This window comes from Microcoleus sp. B6-A1 (genome assembly GCF_036705085.1).
Lineage (GTDB): Bacteria > Cyanobacteriota > Cyanobacteriia > Cyanobacteriales > Microcoleaceae > Microcoleus.
Genome location: NZ_JAUBTU010000112.1, coordinates 1 through 22,005, shown reverse-complemented (window position 1 = coordinate 22,005; position 22,005 = coordinate 1). Strand labels below are relative to the sequence as shown.

16 protein-coding genes are annotated in these 22,005 nt (G+C 46.3%); 4 read left to right on the top strand and 12 right to left on the bottom strand.

The features are described from left to right. Window positions 1-123 precede the first annotated feature (123 nt). Window positions 124-9,216, top strand: coding sequence for a transporter substrate-binding domain-containing protein (locus tag QUB11_RS27570; RefSeq protein ID WP_333392159.1), 9,093 nt, complete (start codon window positions 124-126; stop codon window positions 9,214-9,216). Between the two features lie 76 nt (window positions 9,217-9,292). Here QUB11_RS27570 and rpsJ read toward each other — a convergent pair whose 3' ends face one another. From rpsJ to QUB11_RS27540, 6 genes are all read right to left on the bottom strand, one after another. Next, a complete protein-coding gene (gene rpsJ / locus QUB11_RS27565; RefSeq protein WP_006632193.1) occupies window positions 9,293-9,610 on the bottom strand; it encodes a 30S ribosomal protein S10 in 318 nt (105 codons plus the stop codon). 217 nt (window positions 9,611-9,827) lie between these two features. Beyond that, on the bottom strand, window positions 9,828-11,057 hold the full coding sequence (tuf, locus tag QUB11_RS27560; protein ID WP_333199993.1) for an elongation factor Tu: 1,230 nt from the start codon (window positions 11,055-11,057) through the stop codon (window positions 9,828-9,830). Between the two features lie 101 nt (window positions 11,058-11,158). Continuing rightward, window positions 11,159-13,231, bottom strand: a complete 2,073-nt coding sequence (fusA, locus tag QUB11_RS27555) for an elongation factor G (protein WP_333199995.1) — start codon at window positions 13,229-13,231, stop codon at window positions 11,159-11,161. 345 nt (window positions 13,232-13,576) lie between these two features. Beyond that, on the bottom strand, window positions 13,577-14,047 hold the full coding sequence (gene rpsG, locus QUB11_RS27550; protein WP_006632196.1) for a 30S ribosomal protein S7: 471 nt from the start codon (window positions 14,045-14,047) through the stop codon (window positions 13,577-13,579). A gap of 145 nt (window positions 14,048-14,192) precedes the next feature. After that, a complete protein-coding gene (gene rpsL / locus QUB11_RS27545) occupies window positions 14,193-14,573 on the bottom strand; it encodes a 30S ribosomal protein S12 (RefSeq protein WP_006632197.1) in 381 nt (126 codons plus the stop codon). 99 nt (window positions 14,574-14,672) lie between these two features. Further along, window positions 14,673-14,816, bottom strand: coding sequence for a hypothetical protein (locus QUB11_RS27540; protein WP_333199997.1), 144 nt, complete (start codon window positions 14,814-14,816; stop codon window positions 14,673-14,675). Here QUB11_RS27540 and QUB11_RS27535 point away from each other — a divergent pair. The 3 genes from QUB11_RS27535 (at window position 14,810) to QUB11_RS27525 (ending at window position 16,302) form a co-directional block, all read left to right on the top strand. Further along, complete coding sequence (locus tag QUB11_RS27535; RefSeq protein WP_333392157.1) at window positions 14,810-14,959, top strand: hypothetical protein; 150 nt, start codon at window positions 14,810-14,812, stop codon at window positions 14,957-14,959. The genes QUB11_RS27540 and QUB11_RS27535 overlap by 7 nt on opposite strands. A 69-nt stretch (window positions 14,960-15,028) precedes the next feature. Next, window positions 15,029-15,232, top strand: a complete 204-nt coding sequence (locus tag QUB11_RS27530; RefSeq protein WP_333109740.1) for a hypothetical protein — start codon at window positions 15,029-15,031, stop codon at window positions 15,230-15,232. A 218-nt stretch (window positions 15,233-15,450) separates the two neighbouring features. Further along, complete coding sequence (locus tag QUB11_RS27525) at window positions 15,451-16,302, top strand: Npun_R2479 family HD domain-containing metalloprotein (RefSeq protein ID WP_333200000.1); 852 nt, start codon at window positions 15,451-15,453, stop codon at window positions 16,300-16,302. A gap of 267 nt (window positions 16,303-16,569) precedes the next feature. Here the strand turns inward: QUB11_RS27525 and QUB11_RS27520 are convergent, their stop codons facing one another. The 6 genes from QUB11_RS27520 to QUB11_RS27495 all read right to left on the bottom strand — a co-directional run bounded on the left by QUB11_RS27520 (window position 16,570) and on the right by QUB11_RS27495 (window position 21,684). After that, complete coding sequence (locus QUB11_RS27520) at window positions 16,570-17,085, bottom strand: transcriptional repressor (RefSeq protein WP_333200002.1); 516 nt, start codon at window positions 17,083-17,085, stop codon at window positions 16,570-16,572. 147 nt (window positions 17,086-17,232) lie between these two features. Continuing rightward, the gene (locus QUB11_RS27515) at window positions 17,233-17,664 is read right to left on the bottom strand and encodes a hypothetical protein (protein ID WP_333200112.1); all 432 of its coding nucleotides are present in this window, start codon (window positions 17,662-17,664) and stop codon (window positions 17,233-17,235) included. A gap of 886 nt (window positions 17,665-18,550) precedes the next feature. Beyond that, a complete protein-coding gene (locus QUB11_RS27510; protein WP_039886887.1) occupies window positions 18,551-19,288 on the bottom strand; it encodes a response regulator transcription factor in 738 nt (245 codons plus the stop codon). A 597-nt stretch (window positions 19,289-19,885) separates the two neighbouring features. Further along, the gene (locus QUB11_RS27505; RefSeq protein WP_333392155.1) at window positions 19,886-20,848 is read right to left on the bottom strand and encodes an FTR1 family protein; all 963 of its coding nucleotides are present in this window, start codon (window positions 20,846-20,848) and stop codon (window positions 19,886-19,888) included. A gap of 96 nt (window positions 20,849-20,944) precedes the next feature. Continuing rightward, complete coding sequence (locus QUB11_RS27500) at window positions 20,945-21,379, bottom strand: ferritin-like domain-containing protein (RefSeq protein WP_332954961.1); 435 nt, start codon at window positions 21,377-21,379, stop codon at window positions 20,945-20,947. Window positions 21,380-21,495: 116 nt separating this feature from the next. After that, on the bottom strand, window positions 21,496-21,684 hold the full coding sequence (locus QUB11_RS27495; RefSeq protein ID WP_333392154.1) for a hypothetical protein: 189 nt from the start codon (window positions 21,682-21,684) through the stop codon (window positions 21,496-21,498). Window positions 21,685-22,005: the final 321 nt, after the last annotated feature.

Here is a 22,005-nt window from a genome sequence, read left to right as displayed (position 1 = left end):
GTTTATAGCTTCTCAGGAGCAATCAGCGGAAAAACCGTAACATTTGATTATCAAAAGGGTCAAGCTTTAAAAGTCACCTATAAGGGAGACGTGTCTCTAGCTGATTTGTTGAAAACTGTTGGAGTGACCGACACCGAAACCCAAGGGAGTGCGATATTAAACACCTCTATAACCGCTCCCAGCTTCACAGTGGACACCAGCAAGCCAAATTCCGTTTATAGCTTCTCAGGAGCAATCAGCGGAAAAACCGTAACATTTGATTATCAAAAGGGTCAAGCTTTAAAAGTCACCTATAAGGGAGACGTGTCTCTAGCTGATTTGTTGAAAACTGTTGGAGTGACCGACACCGATACCGAAGGGAGTGCGATATTAAACACCTCTATAACCGCTCCCAGCTTCACAGTGGACACCAGCAAGCCAAATTCCGTTTATAGCTTCTCAGGAGCAATCAGCGGAAAAACCGTAACATTTGATTATCAAAAGGGTCAAGCTTTAAAAGTCACTTATAAGGGAGACCTGTCTATCGCTGACCTGCTGAAAACTGTTGGAGTGACCGACACCGAAACCCAAGGGATTGCGATATTAACCACCTCTATAACCGCTCCCAGCTTCACAGTGGACACCAGCAAGCCAAATTCCGCTTATAGCTTCTCAGGAAAAGTCAGCGGAAAAGACATAACATTCAAGTATCAAAAAGGTCAAGAGTTAAAAATTACCTATGAGGGAGAGACCTCGCTAGTTGATATCTTCAAAGGAGTTCCTAGTGTAGAAACAATTGCGACAGCATTATCCGTACCTATAACCAATCCCAGCTTCGGAATAGGGAAACTTGATACCCCCAATAAAACTTATGAAATCTCGGGACTTGCCAACTTTAACAAGAGCACAGAGGGTATCGGAAAATTCATTAACGATAAACTGGGAATTCAACAATTAGACCTAACCACAAAGGTAGATTCAAACGGAGCCAGCCTCAAAGGAAAGTTTACAACTGATATTTCGCTTTTTGGAGATAAAAACTCGCAGACAGACTTCAGTGCCACCCTCACCGGCGCCGCCTTGGGATTAGGGGTTGACAAAAAGGCGAAACCCAGTTTTGGTATTGAGGGAAATATCCTCCTCAAAAACTACGATCCTTTCCAAAAAGATGAACCAGACTTAACGCTTAAAGGCGGACTTAATTTAGATCCAAAGTCACTCACAGCAAGCTTTCAACTAGGTTCAGGTACGCCTTGGAAAGACCCGTTTGGTTTGCGTAACTCAGAAGTCAGAAATTTATCGTTTCAGCTTGGCGGCACTTATGTAGTGCCCTACATAGATAATATTGGACTCCTTGCAGATATCAAAGTTGGCGGCTTGGATGTCAAGTCTGTTTTATTCATGGCTCCCAAAGAACCAGATAAATTTGGGATGGAATTAACCGTCTATCAACCAATTGGCTTAGTGGACATTTTGTCCGTGCCCCTTAGTGTTGCAGGAGTTGATAACTCAGGTTTTGTCGAAAAAACCAAGAAATTTTTGAAAGAGACCTTAGATGTCACCATTGTATCTATCGATGGCCCAGATGCAGGTACCGAGCTCGATCCCCTCCTCAAGTTTGTGCCGGTGACAACCACGTTTGGGAAGACTACCTTAACGCAAGGAATTGCAGTCAATGGCAAAATAAATCTTTGGGGTAAAGAAGCCAGTATAAATTTGGCAGCAAATCCATTCTCTACCGATCCCAGCTTAAGCGCAACTTTGAAGATTCCTGAAATTGACTTAGGATTTTTGAAAATCACCAGCGGCAAAAATTCTACAGGCAAAGATTCTACATTAGGTGTAGACCTGAAATTAAACTCGAAAGAGCAATCATTAAAAGCCGATGCCGGGTTAGAAATTTTTGGCAAAAAAGTAGCTAACTTCGATTTGAGTCTTAGCCCAAAAGAAATCAGCCTCAAAAACTTTCAGTTGGGTTTTTCAGACGTTCTAGCAATTAAGTTAGATAAATTTACCTTGAATCCCTCAGACCTGAGCGGGTCAGCATCCGGTGGAATTAAGCTGTTTGGCATGGATCTAGCCAGTGCAAGCTTCTCTCTTAACAACGGCAATCTTTCTATATCCGGTAAGCTAGGGGTTAGTGTAGCAGGCTACAACCTTGGTATTGATGTTGGGCTCACTTTAGGAAAAGAAAATCGCATTCGTATGGATGTAGATTTCTTGAAAGATCGGTACAATATCGTTGATTTATCGGTAGATCCCTTTGTTAATGAGTTTAAAAGTCTCGGTAGTTTAACGACTAAAGTTAAAGACAAACTCTTGGGGGCTGTCGGCGACGTTGTTGACTATGCAAAAGACCTTTTAAAAGAAGGTTTAGGTGGAGTTAGCAAAGTAGGAAGTTATGTTGTTGATGTTGCTTCAGATTTGTATAAAAGGGCTGAGAATTTTCTCTCTGGTTTGTTGCCCAGCACAGACACAGCGATTGTCTCTGGTATGGTTTTCATCCCACCTGGGAAGTTTGTTGGTGGTGAGGGCAATGAATATAAAGATGGAAAGGATAACAACGAGGTTTTCTTTGGTAATGGAGGTAATGATACCCTAGTTGGTGGTCTTCCTTCAGACGTAATTGATGGGGGTACTGGCAACGATCAACTTTATGGTGGAAACGGCCGAGATAGTATCTCTGGTGGCGATGGTGATGACCGGATATACGGACAAGGACACAGCGATAAGCTCTACGGCGGGGCAGGTAACGACTACATTGATGGAGAAGGAGATCCAAACCAGCGGGATTGGGGAGATGATGAAATTCACGGCGGATTGGGTAACGATACCGCCTTTGGAGGACACGCCAAAGACCGTATTTTTGGCAATGGTGGCGACGATGTGCTCGTTGGTAACGGTGGGGAAGACTACGTTGCAGGCAACGATGGAAACGATCAACTTTTTGGTGAAGACGGAAACGACATACTGGTAGGAGCTAATGGAAACGACGTGCTAGTGGGAGGGACTGAAGACGATAAGCTTTTTGGTGACGACGGAGATGATTGCCTCTTTGGTGCACAACACAACGACGAGCTTCACGGCTGGCATGGCAATGATTTCCTTAATGGTGCTGAGGGGAATGATACCCTCAATGGTCAGCAAGACAACGACACTCTTTCTGGTGGAAGTGGCCACAATGTGCTTGATGGAGGAGAGGGAAGCGATTGGGCCGACTATAGGTCTTTGAATAGCGACGAGGGTGTTACAGTTGAAGAAAGAAGCGACCAGGGAGCTCCTTTCTTAAGAGCAATTTTTTATGGTGGTGATGTTGATTGGTTTAGTTCCATCGAAAATGTAATCGGTTCAAGTGGAAATGACCAAATCACCGGCGATAGTCTAAATAACATTCTTTCTGGTGGTAAAGGTGGCAACGATCGCCTGTCGGGTAATGCCGGTAATGATTCGCTCTATGGTGGCGTTGATGGTAATAATTCGCTCTATGGTGGCAGTGGCAATGATACGCTCAACGGAGGGCCAGGAAGTGGGTTAGATTTTATCGATGGAGGAGATGGGAGCGATTTTGCCGACTATAGCTATACCACTGATGGTATTCAAGCTAATTTATCCCAGCAAAAAATCACTTTCTTTCGAGTCAGTCGTGAAGAGCGGTTAGTTTCAATTGAAAACGTCATTGGTGGAAGTGGTAATGACAAATTCGATGCCAATACGGGAAATAACAGCTTTTTGGGAAATGCCGGTAACGATACGGTTGACTATAGCTTTTTGAATGGTGGAATTGTCGCTAATTTAGCTCAAGAAAAAGTCACTTTTCCCGGTAACAGCGGCGAAGGGAAGTTAGTTTCAATTGAAGGAATTATTGGTTCCACCGGCAACGACTCAATCATAGGCGATGCTCAAAGTAACTCATTAGAAGGTGGAGTGGGTAATGATTCGCTCTTTGGTGAGGATGGGGATGATTTCATATATGGACAAGCCGGCAATGATTTGATCTCTGGCGGAAATGGAAAAGATTTCCTCACAGGTATGGAGGGAAATGACGACATCACTGGTGATGCCGGTGACGATAACATTCGAGGTGACGAAGGCGATGATAAGCTTTCTGGTGATGGCGGCAACGATAATCTTCTTGGGGGTGATGGTAATGACACTCTCTCTGGTGGCGAAGGCAATGATTCCTTATTGGGTGAGGGTGGAGATGATATCTTAAGAAGCGGCAGCCTAGAGTTTGGCGATTTAGGTAACGATAACATCGATGGAGGTTCTGGTAACGATACCTTGATTTTGAGGGGTAATAAGGATGACTATACGTTTACCGAGTTCAATTCCTCCACCCGTAAAGAATGGCGAATTACTCGTCAAAATAGTGTCAAAATCGTCATCGACGTTGAGAATTTTGAGTTTGATAATTCGGTGCAAGTTCTGAACCCAAGTAGTTTTGCCGGCACTTCAGGTAGCAATTCTGGTAGCAATTCAGGCAGCACTTCAGGAAGTAACTCAGGCAGCAATTCAGGCAGCAATTCAGGCAGCAATTTAGGAAGTAACTCAGGCAGCACTTCAGGTACTAACTCAGGAAGTAACTCAGGCAGCAACTCAGGTAGCAACTCAGGTAGTAACTCAGGTAGCAACAATTTCCGGCTGTTTGGCAGGCTCTTCAACGGCCCTTTAGCAGATGCGACAGTCTTCATAGATACCAACGGCAACTTCAAACCAGATGAAGGCGAACTGCAAACCACCACCGACAACAACGGAGAATACAACTTTGACGAGTCGAAAATTGCCGCATTAGATATCAATAAAGACGGAGAAGTTGACTCGGAAGAAGGACAAATTGTAGGAATAGGCGGCACAGACACAACCACCGGCCTGCCTGCAACATTACCCCTAATTTCTCAAGTCGGTTCGGGAACAGAAGCGACAACCACGACACCCTTAACCACCCTCCAAGCAGTTCTTTCAAGCCAAGGAATTGCGGCGGAACAAGTCGAAACTTTGCTCGAAAAAATCTCAGGACTTCCCTTAGCTTCCCTAACTCAACCCTTAGATAACTTTGACCCCTACGCCGCTATTGGTAAAGATGACACCACCGGCATTAACATCGCTTCTGGTCACATCAAAGTAATGAACCTGTTGCTCAATGGCACAGCATTCCTCAAAGCGGCCAAATATCAGGAGTCAGATGCGGAAATTCAGGTGATTGTTGCTCTAGGTGAAGTATTGCAAAAGGTTGACACCTTTGACTTAAGCAAGGGCGATGACCTGCAAAAACTCTTTACTCAATTAACCGAAAAACACAATCTCTCTATTGCCAGCGAACCTGTAAAAGCAGTCGGCGAATTAGTTGCCCAAAGCAACCACTTAGTTGACGACTTAGTAACACAGGCGCTGACTCGTTCTGTTTCAGATGTTCTACCAAGTATCAGCCCAATCAAAAAAGCCGTCTATAGCACCCTACCCGAAGTCACTCAACAGCTAATCGAAGGAAAAATTACCGCTCAAGAATCCCAGACTCAACTCCAGGAATTACTGAAGGCAGACACCTTCTTAGTGCAGTACGCACTGAACGAAAAGCGTACTGTGAAAGTAACCGCCAGCCCAACCATCACCGAAGGCGATAGCAATAGCAAAGGAAAATTCACCATCGCGCTGGGTGAAGCTGCCCCCGCTCAAGGGCTGAAAATCCTCTACACCCTCTCCGGTACTGCCACTCTGGGACAAGATTACAGCAGCAATGGCGGTCAATTTGGGGAAATTAACATCGCACCTGGACAAACTGAAGCTGTTATCGACCTCTCGGTGTTAGACGATACCCTCCCAGAACAGCCGGAAGCCTTAACCCTCAACCTCAAATATGTCGGCACTGGCTACGCCCTCGACCCGGTGTATCCAACCGCTGTCCTGCAAATTGCCGATAACGACGAACAGAACAGCGCTAATAGCCAAAACGGGACGCCCCAAACCGGAACCTTCGGCAACGATACCCTCACCGGAACCGAAAGCGACGACAATCTCTCTGGCAATGAGGGTAACGATGTCCTGCAAGGACTGGCTGGTAACGACCAACTGACGGGCGGTGCAAGCGATGATAGCCTGCTCGGAGGAGAAGGCAGCGACAAATTAGAAGGAAACTTCGGTGCAGACATCCTCCAAGGCAACGCCGGAGATGATGCGATGGCAGGCGGTGCAGAAAACGACACCCTGGAAGGAAACGAAGGAAACGACCAACTGCAAGGAAATGCCGGACATGACCAACTGAAAGGAAACACCGGAAACGACTTACTAGCAGGCGGTCTCGGCAACGATACCCTCGAAGGCAACGAAGAAAACGATTGGTTAGTGGGTGACGCGGGACAAGACATCCTCATCGGCGGTGCGGGTGTGGACTTACTCAATGGCGGAGACAGTGCCGATGTCTTCTACTTCAACGCACCCTCCGACGGCGGCGACTTAATCCTCGACTTTGACCCCACCCAAGGAGATAAAATTCAAATCTCCGCCACTGGGTTTAATACTAAATCCCTAGCCGACTTTAGCGTCCTAGCTGGGACTCTGGAATTCAAAGGACAAGAAATCGCGCTGATTCAAAACAACGGGCAAACCTACAATAACTTTCCTAACTTAGGTGAAATCCTTGAAATTGTAGACGCACCCACAGCCCAGCCTGCCCCGACTGCCGGTGAAGTTTCCGCTCAAACCACCCCCAGTGTTGCCAATCCCGATTTAGTAAAAAAACCAGAAAAGACGATTCTTGATGACATTATCAAGCGGGGTCAGATTAAACTCGGCACCTCTTCTTCTGGGTCAGAATTTGACTTTGAATTTGTCCGTACTTTGGCAGCAGCGTTATTTGGGGATGCTAGCAAAGTAGAACGGGTAACAACCACGTTTGAAGAAGCCTTTGAACAGGTAGCGGATGGGACTGTAGACATCGCTGCCCAACGCTCTACCCACCAGCTAGAAGCGGATGCAGAGGGGAACATCGATTTCAGTCCAATTTATTTCTACGATTACCAAGCGGTCGTCGTTCGCAAAGATAGCGGCATTGAGAATGCTTTAGACCTCCAGGACCGTACCATTGGCATGATTGAAGGCACTAACTCATTAGACGATTTACAAAATCAATTAAGCCCTGAAGGGGTTAAGTTTACACCCAAATTGTTTGACACCCTTGAAGAAGTTGTCGCCGCCTACGAGCGAGGTGAAATTGATGCCTACGCCACTGACCGCGCCCTGATTCTGGAGCGCCTCGCTGACCCAGAAAATCACCGTCTGTTAGACGTAGAATTCTCCAAAGAACCTATTGCCCTGGCCTTACCCGAAAATGACTCGCAATGGGTCGATGTGGTGCGGTGGGTCAATAATGTCCCGATTCAAGCGGAAGAATTTGGAATTAGCTCTGAAAACATCGACCAATTTATTGCCGTTAATACCGATAAGAATCCGAATAATGACGACCGTCCTGCCATTCGTCGTTTCCTGGGCTTAGAAGGCGATTTAGGAGCTTCTCTGGGGCTTCCCAAGGACTTCGCAGTAAACGTTATCAAACAAGTTGGCAACTACGCAGAAATATACGATCGTCACTTCTCTGGGGTAGAGCGCGATCGCAATCTCCTCTCGAATGAGGGAGGTTTGTTTTATTCTCCACCGTTCTCTGGTACTAAGGTTGATGCGACTTTAATTGATAACGACGATCGCACTTTGCTGGCAGATGTTTTGCAGCGCGGCACCCTAAAACTAGGACTTCCCGGTAACAACCCCGGCTTTGCCGTGAAGCAAGCGAATGGCGAATATGTGGGCTTTGACGTTGACTTAGGACGTGCTATTGCTGCGGCTTTATTTGGCGATCCTACTAAGCTTGAAATTGAGGTTCAGTCGTTTAAGGATAGTTTCGCCAATACTGCTAATGGTGTGGTTGATGTCTCAGCAATGGGAATAACTCAAAACCTGGTGCGCGATGCGAGTTTGGGTGTTGATTTTAGTCCGACTTATCTTTACACCGGTCAAGGTGTTTTAGTCAGAGATAATACCGGTATAAGCGTTTTACCGGCTCTCAATGGTCGCCTAGTTGGTATTTTGGAAGGAGCAACTTCTTTACAAAATCTCCAAGATGCTTTAAGCAAATACGGGGGTACGTTTATCCCTGTTAAGTTTGCAACAAATGATGAAATGTTTGCAGCTTACGACAAAGGAGAAATAGATGCTGTCTCAACTGACCTGACTATTCTCAGTGCCCGAATTCCTACCTTATCCAATCCCGCACAGCATCGGATTCTCGATGAAGTTCTTTCTAAAGAACCTTTGGGCTTAATAACTGACGAAAATCAATCCAAGTGGGCAGATGTAGTACGTTGGGTTTATAACACCTTAGTTCAAGCAGAAGAATATGGCATTACTTCAGGCAATATTGAGGATTTGATCACCCAGAATACTGACTCTAACTCCGCGAATGACTCTAACTCCGCCATTCGCCAATTCTTAGGCTTGGAAGGGAATATAGGTGAAGCGCTAGGTTTGCCAAAGGACTTTACTGTGAAGGCGATCGAAGCAGTAGGGAACTATGGAGAAATGTACGATCGACATTTCAATTCCAACGTTCTCCGTCGCGACAGTAACGCACTTGCTGCCGACTTTGGCTTGCAGTATTCGCTGCCTTTTTCTGGTACGACTGGTAACGATACACTCATTGGCACTGAAGGCAATGACTTACTCAATGGCAACTCCGGCGACAATTTCCTCAATGGTAATCAAGGGAACGATACTCTCTCTGGCGGTCAAGGCAATGATACCCTGTGGGGTGGCAAAGGCAATGACTTCGTTTCTGGTGGCAAAGGCAAGGACATTCTCTTTGGCGGTAAAGGCAGTGATACTCTCAATGGAGATGCCGATGACGACTTGCTCAATGGTGGCAAAGGCAAGGACATTCTCTTTGGCGGTAAAGGCAATGATCTTCTCAATGGAGGTGCGGGTGACGACTTGCTCAATGGTGGCAAAGGACGCGATACTTTTGTTTTAACGCCGGGAAATGGAACTGATACGATCGCAGATTTTACTATTGGTCAAGACTTATTAGAATTAGCAGGCGGCCTCAAATTTGAGCAGTTAACTATTACCCAAGGTACAGGCACTCAAGCCCGGGATACCCTGCTCCGTCTTGTTAGCACTGGGGCAGTTTTAGCATCTCTGACTGACTCATCAGCTAGTTCTATCACTCCGGCAATGTTCACCTTAAACTAATAACGAACTTTCATAAAAAAGAAGGAACAAATTATTTAATCTTTGTTCCTTCTTTCCGAGTTTTCGATAAGTCAATCTACAGCTTGACTTCGATATCTACGCCGGCTGGCAAATCCAGTTTCATCAAAGCGTCAATTGTTTTAGCCGAAGGCTGGTGAATGTCGATAATCCGGCGGTGCGTGCGGGTTTCAAAGTGTTCGCGAGAATCTTTGTCTACGTGGGGCGATCGCAGCAAGCAGTAAATCCGCCGTTTTGTCGGTAGGGGAATCGGGCCGATCGCTGTGGCTGCTGTCCGATTTGCTGTATCTACAATCTTTTCGCAGGATGCGTCTAGAATTCGGCGATCGAAAGCTTTGAGGCGAATGCGAATTTTTTGCTGTTGAATTGTTGCCATTTTTGTTTCTTTAATTTTCTAGGTTCAGTTTATTTTTAGTCATTAGTTATTAGTTATTCGTCATTAGTTATTAGTCATTAGTTATTTAATCGTTAACTACTAACCGCTGACTGCTGACTGATGACTACTGACTGATGACTGCTGACTACTCACTAAATAGCAGAAAAGCCTAGTGACATTTGGCGGCTTTTCTGCTACTTAAGCTGTTATCGGAGTCCTACTTGAGGATTTTGGAAACAACGCCGGCGCCGACGGTGCGGCCGCCTTCGCGGATAGCGAAGCGCATTCCTTGTTCGATCGCGATCGGGTGAATCAACTCAACAGTCATTTTGATCCGGTCACCTGGCATCACCATTTCTGCTTCACTACCGTCATCAGCGGTGAACTGGTTGATCGTGCCGGTCACGTCAGTGGTACGGACGTAGAATTGAGGGCGATATCCAGAGAAAAAGGGCGTGTGCCGGCCGCCTTCTTCCTTCTTGAGGATGTACACTTCAGATTCAAACTGAGTGTGAGGACTGATGGATTTGGGCTTGGCAATTACCATGCCTCTTTCAATATCCGCCTTTAAAATCCCCCGCAGCAGTAGACCCACGTTGTCGCCAGCAATGCCTTCATCCAACGACTTGGTGAACATTTCCACACCAGTCACCGTAGTGCTGCGAGTGTCCTTAATGCCAATCACTTCTACTGTTTCGCCGACTTTGATTGTGCCGCGCTCAATCCGACCAGTAGCAACAGTACCCCGACCAGTAATCGAGAATACGTCTTCAACTGCCATCAAGAAAGGCTTGTCAACTTCGCGTTCTGGTGTGGGGATGTAAGAATCTACTTCTTCCATCAGCTTGTAGATTTTGTCAACCCACTCATTTTCGCCCTTGACAGTCTTGGGATTAGCAAGCATCGCTTCGAGAGCTTTCAATCCCGAACCTGTGACGATGGGGATGTCATCGCCCGGAAAATCGTAAGAGCTCAAAAGTTCGCGAACTTCTAGTTCTACCAATTCCAACAGTTCAGCATCATCCACCATGTCTTCTTTGTTCAAGAAGACAACCAGGCTAGGAACGCCAACTTGCTTAGCTAGCAGGATGTGTTCGCGAGTTTGAGGCATGGGGCCGTCTGCTGCTGACACTACTAGGATGCCGCCGTCCATTTGAGCTGCACCGGTGATCATGTTTTTCACATAGTCAGCGTGTCCGGGGCAATCTACGTGGGCATAGTGCCGAGTTGTGGTTTCGTATTCCACGTGAGCAGTATTAATCGTAATACCCCGTGCTTTTTCTTCAGGCGCAGCGTCGATGTCGGCGTAGTTCTTAGCCTTTGCTTGACCTAGTGCAGAGAGAGTCATCGTAATCGCGGCGGTCAAAGTTGTTTTGCCGTGGTCAACGTGACCGATCGTGCCGATGTTTACGTGGGGTTTATTCCGTTCAAATTTTGCGCGTGCCATTCTTGATTTGTTCCTTGTTTCTTTTAGCGATTTTAGACTTGAGATTTTAGATTCTAGACTTTGGATTCAATCCAAAATCCAAAATCTAAAATCCAAAATCATTAGTTCCCTTTGTTCTTAGCGATAATGGCTTCAGCCACGTTTCGCGGCACTTCTTCGTAATGGCTGAATTCCATTGTGAAGATGCCTCGACCTTGGGTTTTCGAGCGGATGTCGGTGGCGTAACCAAACATTTCTGCTAGTGGAACTTTTACAGAAACTTTGGCTATCCCCTGATCCGTCTCTTGACCTTCGATCTGACCCCGACGCGAGTTGAGGTCTCCGATGACGTTCCCGATGTAATCTTCGGGAACTTCAACCTCTACTTTCATCATAGGCTCTAGCAGCACTGGCGACGCCTTCATCACGGCTTCTTTGATCGCCATTGAACCGGCGATCTTAAATGCCATTTCTGAGGAGTCTACGTCGTGGAAAGACCCGTCTACCATAGTAGCTTTGAGGTCAATCACGGGATACCCTGCTACAATACCTGATTCGCAGGCTTCTTTCATCCCTTGTTCTGCAGGGCCGATGTACTCTTTGGGTACAGTGCCACCAACAATTTTGGAGACAAATTCAAAGCCGCTTCCGACTTCGGTGGGTTCTAGTTCGATCACAACGTGACCGTACTGACCTTTACCGCCACTTTGGCGGATAAATTTACCTTCGGCGCGGACGGATTTGCGAATGGTTTCACGGTAGGCTACTTGTGGCTGACCCACGTTGGCTTCTACTTTGAATTCCCGCAGCATCCTGTCTACCAGGATTTCCAGGTGCAGTTCGCCCATGCCGGCGATGACTGTCTGGTTGGTTTCTGGGTCAACGTTGACTCGGAAGGTGGGGTCTTCTTCCGAGAGTGACTGGAGGGCTTTGGAGAGCTTCTCCATGTCTTGTTTGGTTTTGGGTTCGACAGCCACGGAGATGACTGGCTCTGGAATAAACAGAGATTCCAGAATCACTGGCGCTCCTTCTTCGCAGAGGGTGTCGCCGGTGAAGGTGTCTTTCAAACCCAAGGCTGCTCCCAAGTCTCCGGCTCGGAGTTCCTCAACTTCTATCCGATCGTCCGCTTTGAGTACAATTAGGCGAGAAACCCGCTCTTTTTTGTCTTTGGTGGAGTTCAGGACGTAGGTTCCTTTTTTGAGGATACCGGAGTAGACGCGAACAAAGGTCAGGCGACCGTAGGGGTCAGCCATGATTTTGAATGCCAGGGCTGACAGGGGGGCGTTGTCGTCGGCAAACCGCTCTGCTGTGTCGCCGTTGGGTAGGAGTCCTTGAATTGGAGGAACTTCCAAGGGCGACGGCAGATAGTCGATGACTGCATCCAACAACAACTGAACGCCTTTGTTTTTGAAGGCCGAACCGCACAACATGGGGACGATCGTACCTTCGACAGTGCCATGACGCAGGGCCAAGCGGATTTCGTCTTCCGTTAACTCTTCGCCTTCGAGGTATTTCTCCGTGAGGGCGTCGCTGGTTTCTGCTACGGACTCTATCAGCTTGGTGCGGTATTCTACGGCTAGATCCTTTACTTCATCGGGGATTTCTACTTCCTCGATATCGGTGCCGGTGTTGTTGTTGTAGATGTAGGCTTTCATTTGCACTAAATCTACAATTCCCCGGAAGTTTTCTTCGCTGCCGATCGGGATTTGGATGGGTACGGCGTTCGCTCTCATGCGATCGCGAATTTGGCCGTAGACTTTGTAGAAGTTTGCCCCCATCCGATCCATTTTGTTGACGAACACGATCCTCGGTACTTTGTACCTATCGGCTTGTCGCCAAACTGTTTCGGATTGCGGCTGCACTCCCCCTACCGAGCAGAACACTGCGATCACTCCGTCGAGCACTCGCATCGAGCGTTCGACTTCGATCGTGAAGTCTACGTGTCCGGGAGTGTCGATGATGTTGATTTTGTAATCTTTCCAACTGGTGGTGATAGCAGCGGCAGTAATCGTAATTCCCCGCTCCCGCTCTTGCTCCATCCAGTCAGTGACTGCTGTTCCCTCGTGCACTTCACCCATTTTGTGAACCATGCCTGAATAGAACAGAATTCTTTCAGTTGTTGTTGTTTTGCCCGCGTCTATGTGGGCTGCGATGCCGATGTTGCGAGTTTTTTCTAGCGGGACGGTACGTGCCACAGCTACCTCCTTAATCTTGTGTTGCTGTTATAATACTATTATACTACACAGTAACCCTATTTTGCACTCCCCAGTGACTTACAAAAGTCTCTGGAGCTTATTGTTACATTTTAATATTTTTTGCAAGATTTGTTTACAAAAATATTAAGGATGCGACATGGAGGATTCAGAGAGTGCATGAATTTTGAGTGCATGAATTTTGATTTTGAGAGTTTTGAGTTTGCTTCACCAATCGCAAGTGCGCCAAGAGAAGCAATCTCAACACTCAAAACTTACACTTTCCAATTTCTCACCCGATGCTTTTATACCGCACGATCGCGCCCTTCTCCATGCCCGTTGTTGCAGTTAGTAGCGGTAGTGAGCAAAAGCCTTGTTAGCTTCAGCCATACGGTGAGTTTCTTCGCGCTTGCGAATAGCACTCCCTGTTTCGTTAGCTGCATCCATCAGTTCGTTGGCTAGCTTGGCTGCCATCGAGCGGCCGGTGCGGGCGCGGGCAAATCTGATCAGCCAGCGGAGGGCGAGGGTTGTACCGCGATCGGAACGCACTTCCATTGGCACTTGGTAGGTGGCGCCACCTACCCGGCGGGCTTTGACTTCGACCAGGGGTGTCGCGTTTTTGACTGCTTTTTCAAACAAGTCTAACGGTTCAGCCCCTGTGCGTTCTTGGATGGTTTTGAGGGCGTCGTAGACGATGCTGGAGGCAACGGATTTTTTGCCGTGCTGCATGATCCGTCTCACCATCATGCTTACCAACCGGCTGTTGTAGGTTGGATCTGGTGGAACTGGACGTTTTTGAATAACTGTGCGGCGAGACATAGTTCTATTTGGGATTTTTGATTTTGAATGATTGAGTTTGGGGTTTTGGGATCACATCTCGATTTATGACGATCGAGCGTGCAATTGAGCGGCGCGATCGGATTTATTTTTGCTTCCCAACCCCGACGATCGGGCGAGTTCCGTGTTATTTTTTCTCTTTAGGACGCTTGGCCCCGTATTTGGAACGACCCTGCTTGCGGTCTTTCACCCCAGCGGTGTCTAATGTACCCCGAATGATGTGGTATCTAACTCCGGGCAGATCTTTTACCCGACCGCCCCGGATCATTACTACCGAGTGTTCTTGCAAGTTGTGACCGATCCCTGGGATGTAGGCGGTGACTTCAAAACCAGAGGTCAGCCGTACCCGAGCCACCTTCCGCAGCGCCGAGTTGGGTTTTTTCGGGGTGGTCGTGTACACTCTGGTGCAAACTCCGCGGCGCTGCGGGCAACTCTTGAGAGCTGGCGATTTGGTTTTTTTCTGCGTTTGTTCCCGTGCTGAACGGATGAGTTGCTGAATAGTGGGCATGAGTTACGGCATTTCTAGCTTTTTGCTGAATATAGTGATTTGGCTGTATCCGCACTGAAAGTCCCTTCCCCTCTGGGGGGACGGGATGAATGAAAATAATTATGGGTAAGTGAGGATACCAGACTCTGTATTGTACACGACGCGAGTTTCTTTGGCAAGAAATTTGCGCGATCCGCGATCGAACTTTCTTCCTTGCTGCAAGTTGGGAGGGGGCGAGCGCAACGGGCGAATGGTATGTGACATCCTATAATTTAGGCGCAACTATGATGATTTTCACAGCCGTCAGCAAAATTTATGACGATCGCAAAAGCGCGATATTGCGATCGAATTACCATTGTGAGGAGAGGCGCATTAACTCTAGCCTGCGATCGCATCACAGTCTCTAGCCGATCTACATCACATAAAGTTATCTAAAATTGCCCGACAATAAGAAATATACATTGAGTTGACGGCAGATGACAACCAAAGCTTATATTCCTGAATATAAAATTTCCGAACTTTACTTGAATATTTGGAAATCCGGTAAGATCGATCGGACTGTGTTCCAGCAAATTCAATACGCAATTAATTCTCACAGTTTAAAAAGTTCAGACGATCGAAAAATTGTCAGCAGGCTGCTGTATGCAGTACGGCGGGGATGGGTGTCAGTGACGGACTGAGTTGCTTGGGACTTTTGAGTCGGGGCGCGAGATTGCTTCGTGACTCCCCGGGCGTAGCTGCGTCACTGAGTTGTGAGATTGCCACCCATTTGCCGCCCACAGAGCACCCCGCGTGCGTTGTGCAGGAGTTGTGAACTAAAATCTCATCCATAAAATTAGAGGACTCCCCAATAGATGCACCGCTCTTAAAAGGAAATATTAAGGTAAAAGGACACGGTATGTTTAATTCTACAGAACTGCTGATAGAGGCTTTCATCCAACAACTTCAGAACGGGTACAGCCGCACTTACGGAGGCTACAAATCAGACTATGCTGACATTATTGCCTGGGTGGGGGCAATGGCGTTAGAAAACATCGCTAACAGCGACGCTCTTTATCACAATGTAGAACACGCCATTTGCATTAGCTTAGTCGGTCAAGAAATCTTGCGGGGAAAACACATTCGCAAGGGCGGAGTTTCCTGCGAAGATTGGCTGCACTTCATCATTTCGTTGCTGTGCCAAGACATCGGATATGTCAAAGGAGTTTGCCGGCAAGACCAAGAATCAGAAGGATTGTATGCTACGGGAAAAGATGGCATGAGAATTGCACTTGCTCCCGGTGCAACAGCGGCCAGCCTAGCTCCTTACCGAGTTGACCGAGCTAAATTGTTTATTGACGAGCGCTTCGGCAACCACAAGCTAATTAATGCTGAGATAATTAAGCAGAACATAGAACAGACTCGTTTCTCGGTGCTTGACGGCAACACTGACGAGGATGCAGTTAATTACTCTAGTTTAGTTCGCGGTGCTGACTTGATAGGTCAGCTCAGCAACCCGCAATATTTGCAGAAAATTGGCGCGCTGTTTTACGAGTTGGAAGAAAGCGGTGCTACTAAAGTTTTGGGCTATCGACATCCGGGCGACTTGCTGCAAAGCTACTCTAAGTTTTACTGGAGCGGGATTTATCCTCACATCAGTGAATCTCTCGGTTACTTGCAGTTGACGCAGGAAGGCAAACAGATTGTGGCTAGTTTGTACGCTAACATATTTCGGATGGAACACCAACGTTGCGATTCTGACGTTGCTTAAGGGCAGGGGAAGGGAAAGGCGGCAAGTTGTGAATGCGTGAGATTGCTTTCATAATAATTGCTTCGTTAACATTCCTTGCAACGGTATTAAAGAGAAGGGAAAGACGGCGAGTTTTGAAGGCGTGAGATTGCTATCCTAAGAATCACTTTGCTCGCATTCCTTGCAGCGCCATTACCGGACCTGAGTTAAAGAATTAGCAATTACCAATTACTAATTTACCCTGGTCGAAATATATTTCATCCAACTCAACTAATTTCCTCCTCAATCTCAACTAATTTCCTCCTCAATTTCTGAATGATATCTCGGACACAACCAATTGCTGGGCACCAAAGAAGGCCATCCCTCGCGCAGCGCTTCCAAACAAACAGCACGCACAGTTAATTGACAGTCAAGCAGTTCTACACCAGCTTTTTCAACTTGCTTTTTGCCAATCTTTAAAATTGATTCATCGCTAAATTCAAAGGTTTTGTGACACTGAATACAAACCAGATGGTGGTGGTGGTGTAATTCCGGCAAATTCAGTTCGTAATGTTTGTGTCCTTCTGCTAATTCTAGTTCACGCAAAATCCCAATTCTGGCTAATAAATGCAGGGTTCGGTAGACAGTAGACAACCCAATTCGTTCTCCTTTATTCTGCAAAGTCTTGTATAATTCTTCCGCACTTAAATGATTGCCTTGCCGCAGATTTTGAAAGACACTCAAAATAGTTTCTCGCTGGGGAGTCAGGCGGCAGCCTCTCTGGTTTAGTTCGACTTTGAGTGAGTTAGCGCTGTATAGATTCATGTCGGTAAAAAATCAAAAAATTGAAGGGGGATTTTGCTGGATTATCTGTTATTTGTTCGCGCTCCTTTTTCGATTGTCCTAAAGTGTATTTTGCGGGAAAATCAATCTAAGTTTAGACTCACTCTGCTAGCCACCTATCCCCCTTGCTCAAGGTGGAACTGAATCAGTGGTAGTCGGTATTTGTGCGTAATTTTTGTGAAGTTTAGAGCACTGTTGCCGATCGCCACTGGCAAAACAAGTCTTAGGTTCAAAGTCGGTGCAAGCGCTCGCTTCCTCTGTACAAGCAACCCACGGCCACACTGTACATTTGAGGCGGTAGTCATTAATTTTCCCTCCGGCACCAACGCCCAAGCCGAGTCTGGCTAGGTTGGGCAACAGGATTAAGCCTTGTTCGTACATGGGCAATTCTGGGTTGAAGCGGGAAAGCTCAAATAGGGTATAGGCTCCCGCCCAGAGGACGATGAGGCAAGCATGGGCGACGTGGGTACCGAGCAAACGGCCGTCCAGGTTTGTTAAGCGGGCTTTGCCGGCCCACCGGGAAAAAAATTCTCCTTCGGCTGGGAAGGATTTTTTTGCCATGCTAGTCACGGCGATTTACCTCTGGAGAAAGATGTCAGTGGAGTTTTAAGCGATCGCAGCTTATTGATATAAATAATCAACAATTTTAGTAGTTTAGTCAAGGGGTATTTGAGAAAAATTTTCACTGATTTGAGTTCAGGTATGTAAATCAGTAGGAAAAAACATCGCTATATCAGGATTATGACTGTTTTTGGCGCTTGAGCGGAGTTTGGTCTCTCGTTAGCCAAAATAGCAGCTAAAGGAATATTTCTAAATTTATTGATAAATAATATTATTAAAAAGTATTATGGCTAGAGTATTGTTCAAGTAGCTATCCAATCCTCTCGGAAAAGACAAGGTGGAAAAAGAAATCCGGTACTTTCCTATGGACAAGCTTCTCTAAAAGTACGGTTAGAGGGGGGCGCGGGATTGTTTTTTTCCGACTCCAGAGAGTTAATGCCTACTTCTTGACCGAAAATTTGGGTCTCAAGCCTTCAGTGGCCGGCTTTATGTTATAATTTAATTGGTTGAAATACCCACCTAAGATTGCAGCGATATATACTCATTCTGAGTTGAAACCGGGACTGATCCAGTAATAGGGAAAGACTGAAGGGCAATGGTTAAAATCCAACCTGGAAGCAAAATAAAAAGTATTGTTAATGTTTTTCAAACAAAACGATACATATAGTCGGGATAGGGCATTGCCACGACTTAAAATGAACATGGAGACTCAGTAAAACTACTTCGGTAGTATTGGTCGATGAAGTGTTAAGAATCCCCGCACATGAAAGGTCGGGGAGTATGTCAAATATTCATCTCAAACTCCAAACAACAAAGCCTGATAGCCAATGCTCTCAGGCTTTATCTAGCAGGATTTTTAACTGCTTGTTGCATTTGGCGCGCTAGCTCAAGCAGAGGATTTGGTTTCTTCAGCTACTTGCTCGTTGTTGGGCAACTCCAGGCAATAACCGGCTCCGTATACGGTTTTGATGTACCGAGGATGGCGGGGATCGGGTTCCATCTTGGTTCTCAGGTGTCTGATGTGTACACGAATAGTTTCGATGTCGTCGTCGGGGTCGTAACCCCACACTTCTTTGAGAATTTCGCTGGGAGAGACTGTCTGACCGTGGCGCTGAAGCAAGCAGTGCAGCAACTCAAACTCTAGGTGGGTCAGTTTGACTGTCTGAGCGTACCAAACAGCTTCAAACCTTTCGGGGACAAGGGTCAGCGGGCCGTAATTCAGGATTTCGGAGTGTTTGGCCGCTTGGGGGATGCGGTCTGTGCGTCTTAGTAGAGCTCGCACTCGGGCTAGCATCTCTTCTAGTTCAAAGGGTTTGGTCAGGTAGTCGTCGGCGCCGGAGTTGAAGCCTTCTACTTTGTCTTGAGTTTGACTTAAGGCTGTCAACATCAAGACGGGAATGTCTGAGGTGCGCTCGTCACGCCGCAAACGCTGACATACGGTAAATCCGTCTACTCTAGGCAGCATGAGGTCTAGCATGATCAGGTCGGGGAGCAGTTGTATGGCTAATGCCTGACCTTTGATGCCGTCTTCTGCCTGGGTGACTTCGTAGCCAGCCATTTCTAGGTTGACGGCTACAAGTTCGGCGATCGCCGCGTCATCATCAATAACAAGTATCCGAGGCATCATTATTTATCTCACCGCTAACCGAATGGCAGATCCTACAGCCTTCTGGGGGTTCCAGGTAACTTTAACGAACAATTTTTTAATTTTAAGCTTCATTAAGGATTATAAGGTTGATTAAGAACTTTCGGGGCTCTGTAAATATTCTTGTACTAATTATAAGCCATAAGAACACATATCAGAAAACTGTTTGCCCCAAATCTTGCTGGGGGCAGATTTTTGGTCGCCCCGAACAGCCTTAAGTTTTGCAGGGTGCGCCTGGGGCTTCACAGAATAGCCCTAACGGTAGTCCGCCTCTTCCATGACCCTATTAACCTTTAACTGTAAATTTTTTCACTTAGCTAATTTTGCTTATAAAATTTTTGTGTTTTTTGAGGGGGTAGGGCTTGCTTTTTTGGGGTATTGACGGTATTATTAAATAATATCAATATAAGTATTTATCAAAAAAAGAATCAATATATCCATTATTTAATGGTATCATATAAAAGTCAAATAATCAATCCCGCAACCTGACAATTTTTGGCCATTTTTTTGCCTGTGGGGCTAATTTTTTTCTCGCCCTGGAATCCGCAAAACAACCGATAAAAACTGCTTGCATACCTACTGAGGGCGAGTTTCCGATCGAGCTGGCTGAGTATTTTGCTTGGGAAGAGTCGGCTTAGAGCCTAATTTTTGGAAATAAAGACCGCCGATGGTGGCTAAGAATATTGTGTAAGCCGCCGCTTGGACGAGATAAAGTCGATCTCTGTATCCAAACAGTGCTTTGAGAATCACTCCTGGAAATTGTCGATCGGGCAAAATTTCCGCTGCATTCCACACCATCGGGCCTAAAATACAAGAGTGGACTGGTGCGAGGCGATCGGAATAAAAACAAATCGCTGCATACTGGCTATTCATCTGCGACAAAATCCCAGCGGCTTGGTCAAAATGCTTGAGTGCAGATACTGCCAAACCTGCCACGATTAACAGCAACAAAATCCCCATAAACTTGAAAAACAGGCGGATATCAATTTTTACGCCCCACTTGAACAGTAGCGCGCCAATGATTGCCGCCCCAGTCAAACCGCCCAAAGCACCTAAAGCAGGAGTTAAACCTTGTTGAAATTGAGCGCTGACAAATATAACTGTTTCAAAACCTTCGCGCAGTACCGCAATAAAAATTAAGCCAAATACGCCCCAGCCGGCATGGGTATTTTCTGTCAAAGCTGCTGTAACGGCTCCTTCAACTTCTGCTTTGAGAAAGCGCGCTTGCTGAGTCATCCAAATTAGCATCCAGCTTAGCATTGCGATCGCCACAATGCCCAACACGCCCTCTAATAGCTGTTTAATGACTGGTGCGTAAGGCTGCTCAGATGTTGATAGTGCTGCGAGCAATCCATTGAATAAAACACCCACAATACCGCTAGCACCAATGCCGGCGGCGACACCTGCATAAACCCAAGAATTGAGGTGAGTTTGCTCGGCTTTTTTGAGGCAAGCTAATACAATTCCGACGACTAAGGCGGCTTCTACGCCTTCGCGCAGGGTAATTACAAAAGTTGGTACCGCTTCACTAAAATTCATTTTTTATAATCATGGGGCATGGGCATGAGGCATGGGTTATTGGTCATTGGAAATAACCAATAACCAATTACCAATAACAATTAACTAATGATTAAATCAACTATAATCCCGCAGCATTTTTTTCAATTCTACTTGGTGCAATTCTTCTTGTCCAATCAGATTGCGGGCATATTCTTCCAAATAAACGCTGGAGTCAGTCACAACTTCAAGTAAAGATTTATACTTTTTAAGCGCTTTTTTCTCGTGATTTAAACTTTCTTCTAACAAGTCTTTCACCGAGTGTTTGTATGTTTCTTCGATGGGAGCAATTTTCTGACTGGGATGCCCCTCTAAACCGGTGAGAATTTCTCCTGCTTGTTGGGCGTGGAGTAGGGATTCCGTGGCTTGTGCTTTAAAAAACTGCACGATGGGAATCCGGTTTGGCCCTGTCACCATTAGTGAATAGTGGGTATAGCGCACGACACCTGCAAGTTCCCATTCCATGATGGTGCATAGCAGTTCCTGGGTTTTTTTCTCGTCAAGTTCTTTCATTTGTTGTTTTAGAGGTAGAATGCCTTAGAGGGCGCTGTTTATAATAGCACATTTAAGTTAAAAAGGAAAAGTAAGGTGCTGATGGCGTGCCTTACCGGAGAGATGTTGTATGTGAGCTAGGGGTTAACTTCTAAGGTTCCAGTAGGAGCAAACACTACAGTAAACTTAGCGACTGGTGCTGCACTGTTACGGCTGCTAGTTTCGGAAGATTTCAGCAGATTTGGCAAAGGAGTTTCTTTGGTGTAATCCTTGGCGGGTTGATTGAGCGGCTCGAAATTGTCGTAGCTTGCGGGGCGGAACGCCATCGCCCCATCTTGACTTGTACTGACTCGATAGACTAGATTTTGATGAAAAGTAGGGCTAGTTTGCCAACTTCGATCGATGCGATCGTAGACTTTTAGAGCTAACTCATCTAGTTTGACGCGATCCGTAATTTATGCTGTCTGATTTGTTCCATCCACCGCCTGAACGTCCTGCTGGCCTGCTGATACAGGTACAGCTTGGACAGTCTTATCTGTACGGCTAGTGGCAATAGCCGTTTCAGTAGACGTAAGTAGTTAAACAAAATTAATTACATAAATAACTAATATGATATAATAAGAATATTAAGTATATTTAAAGAGGTT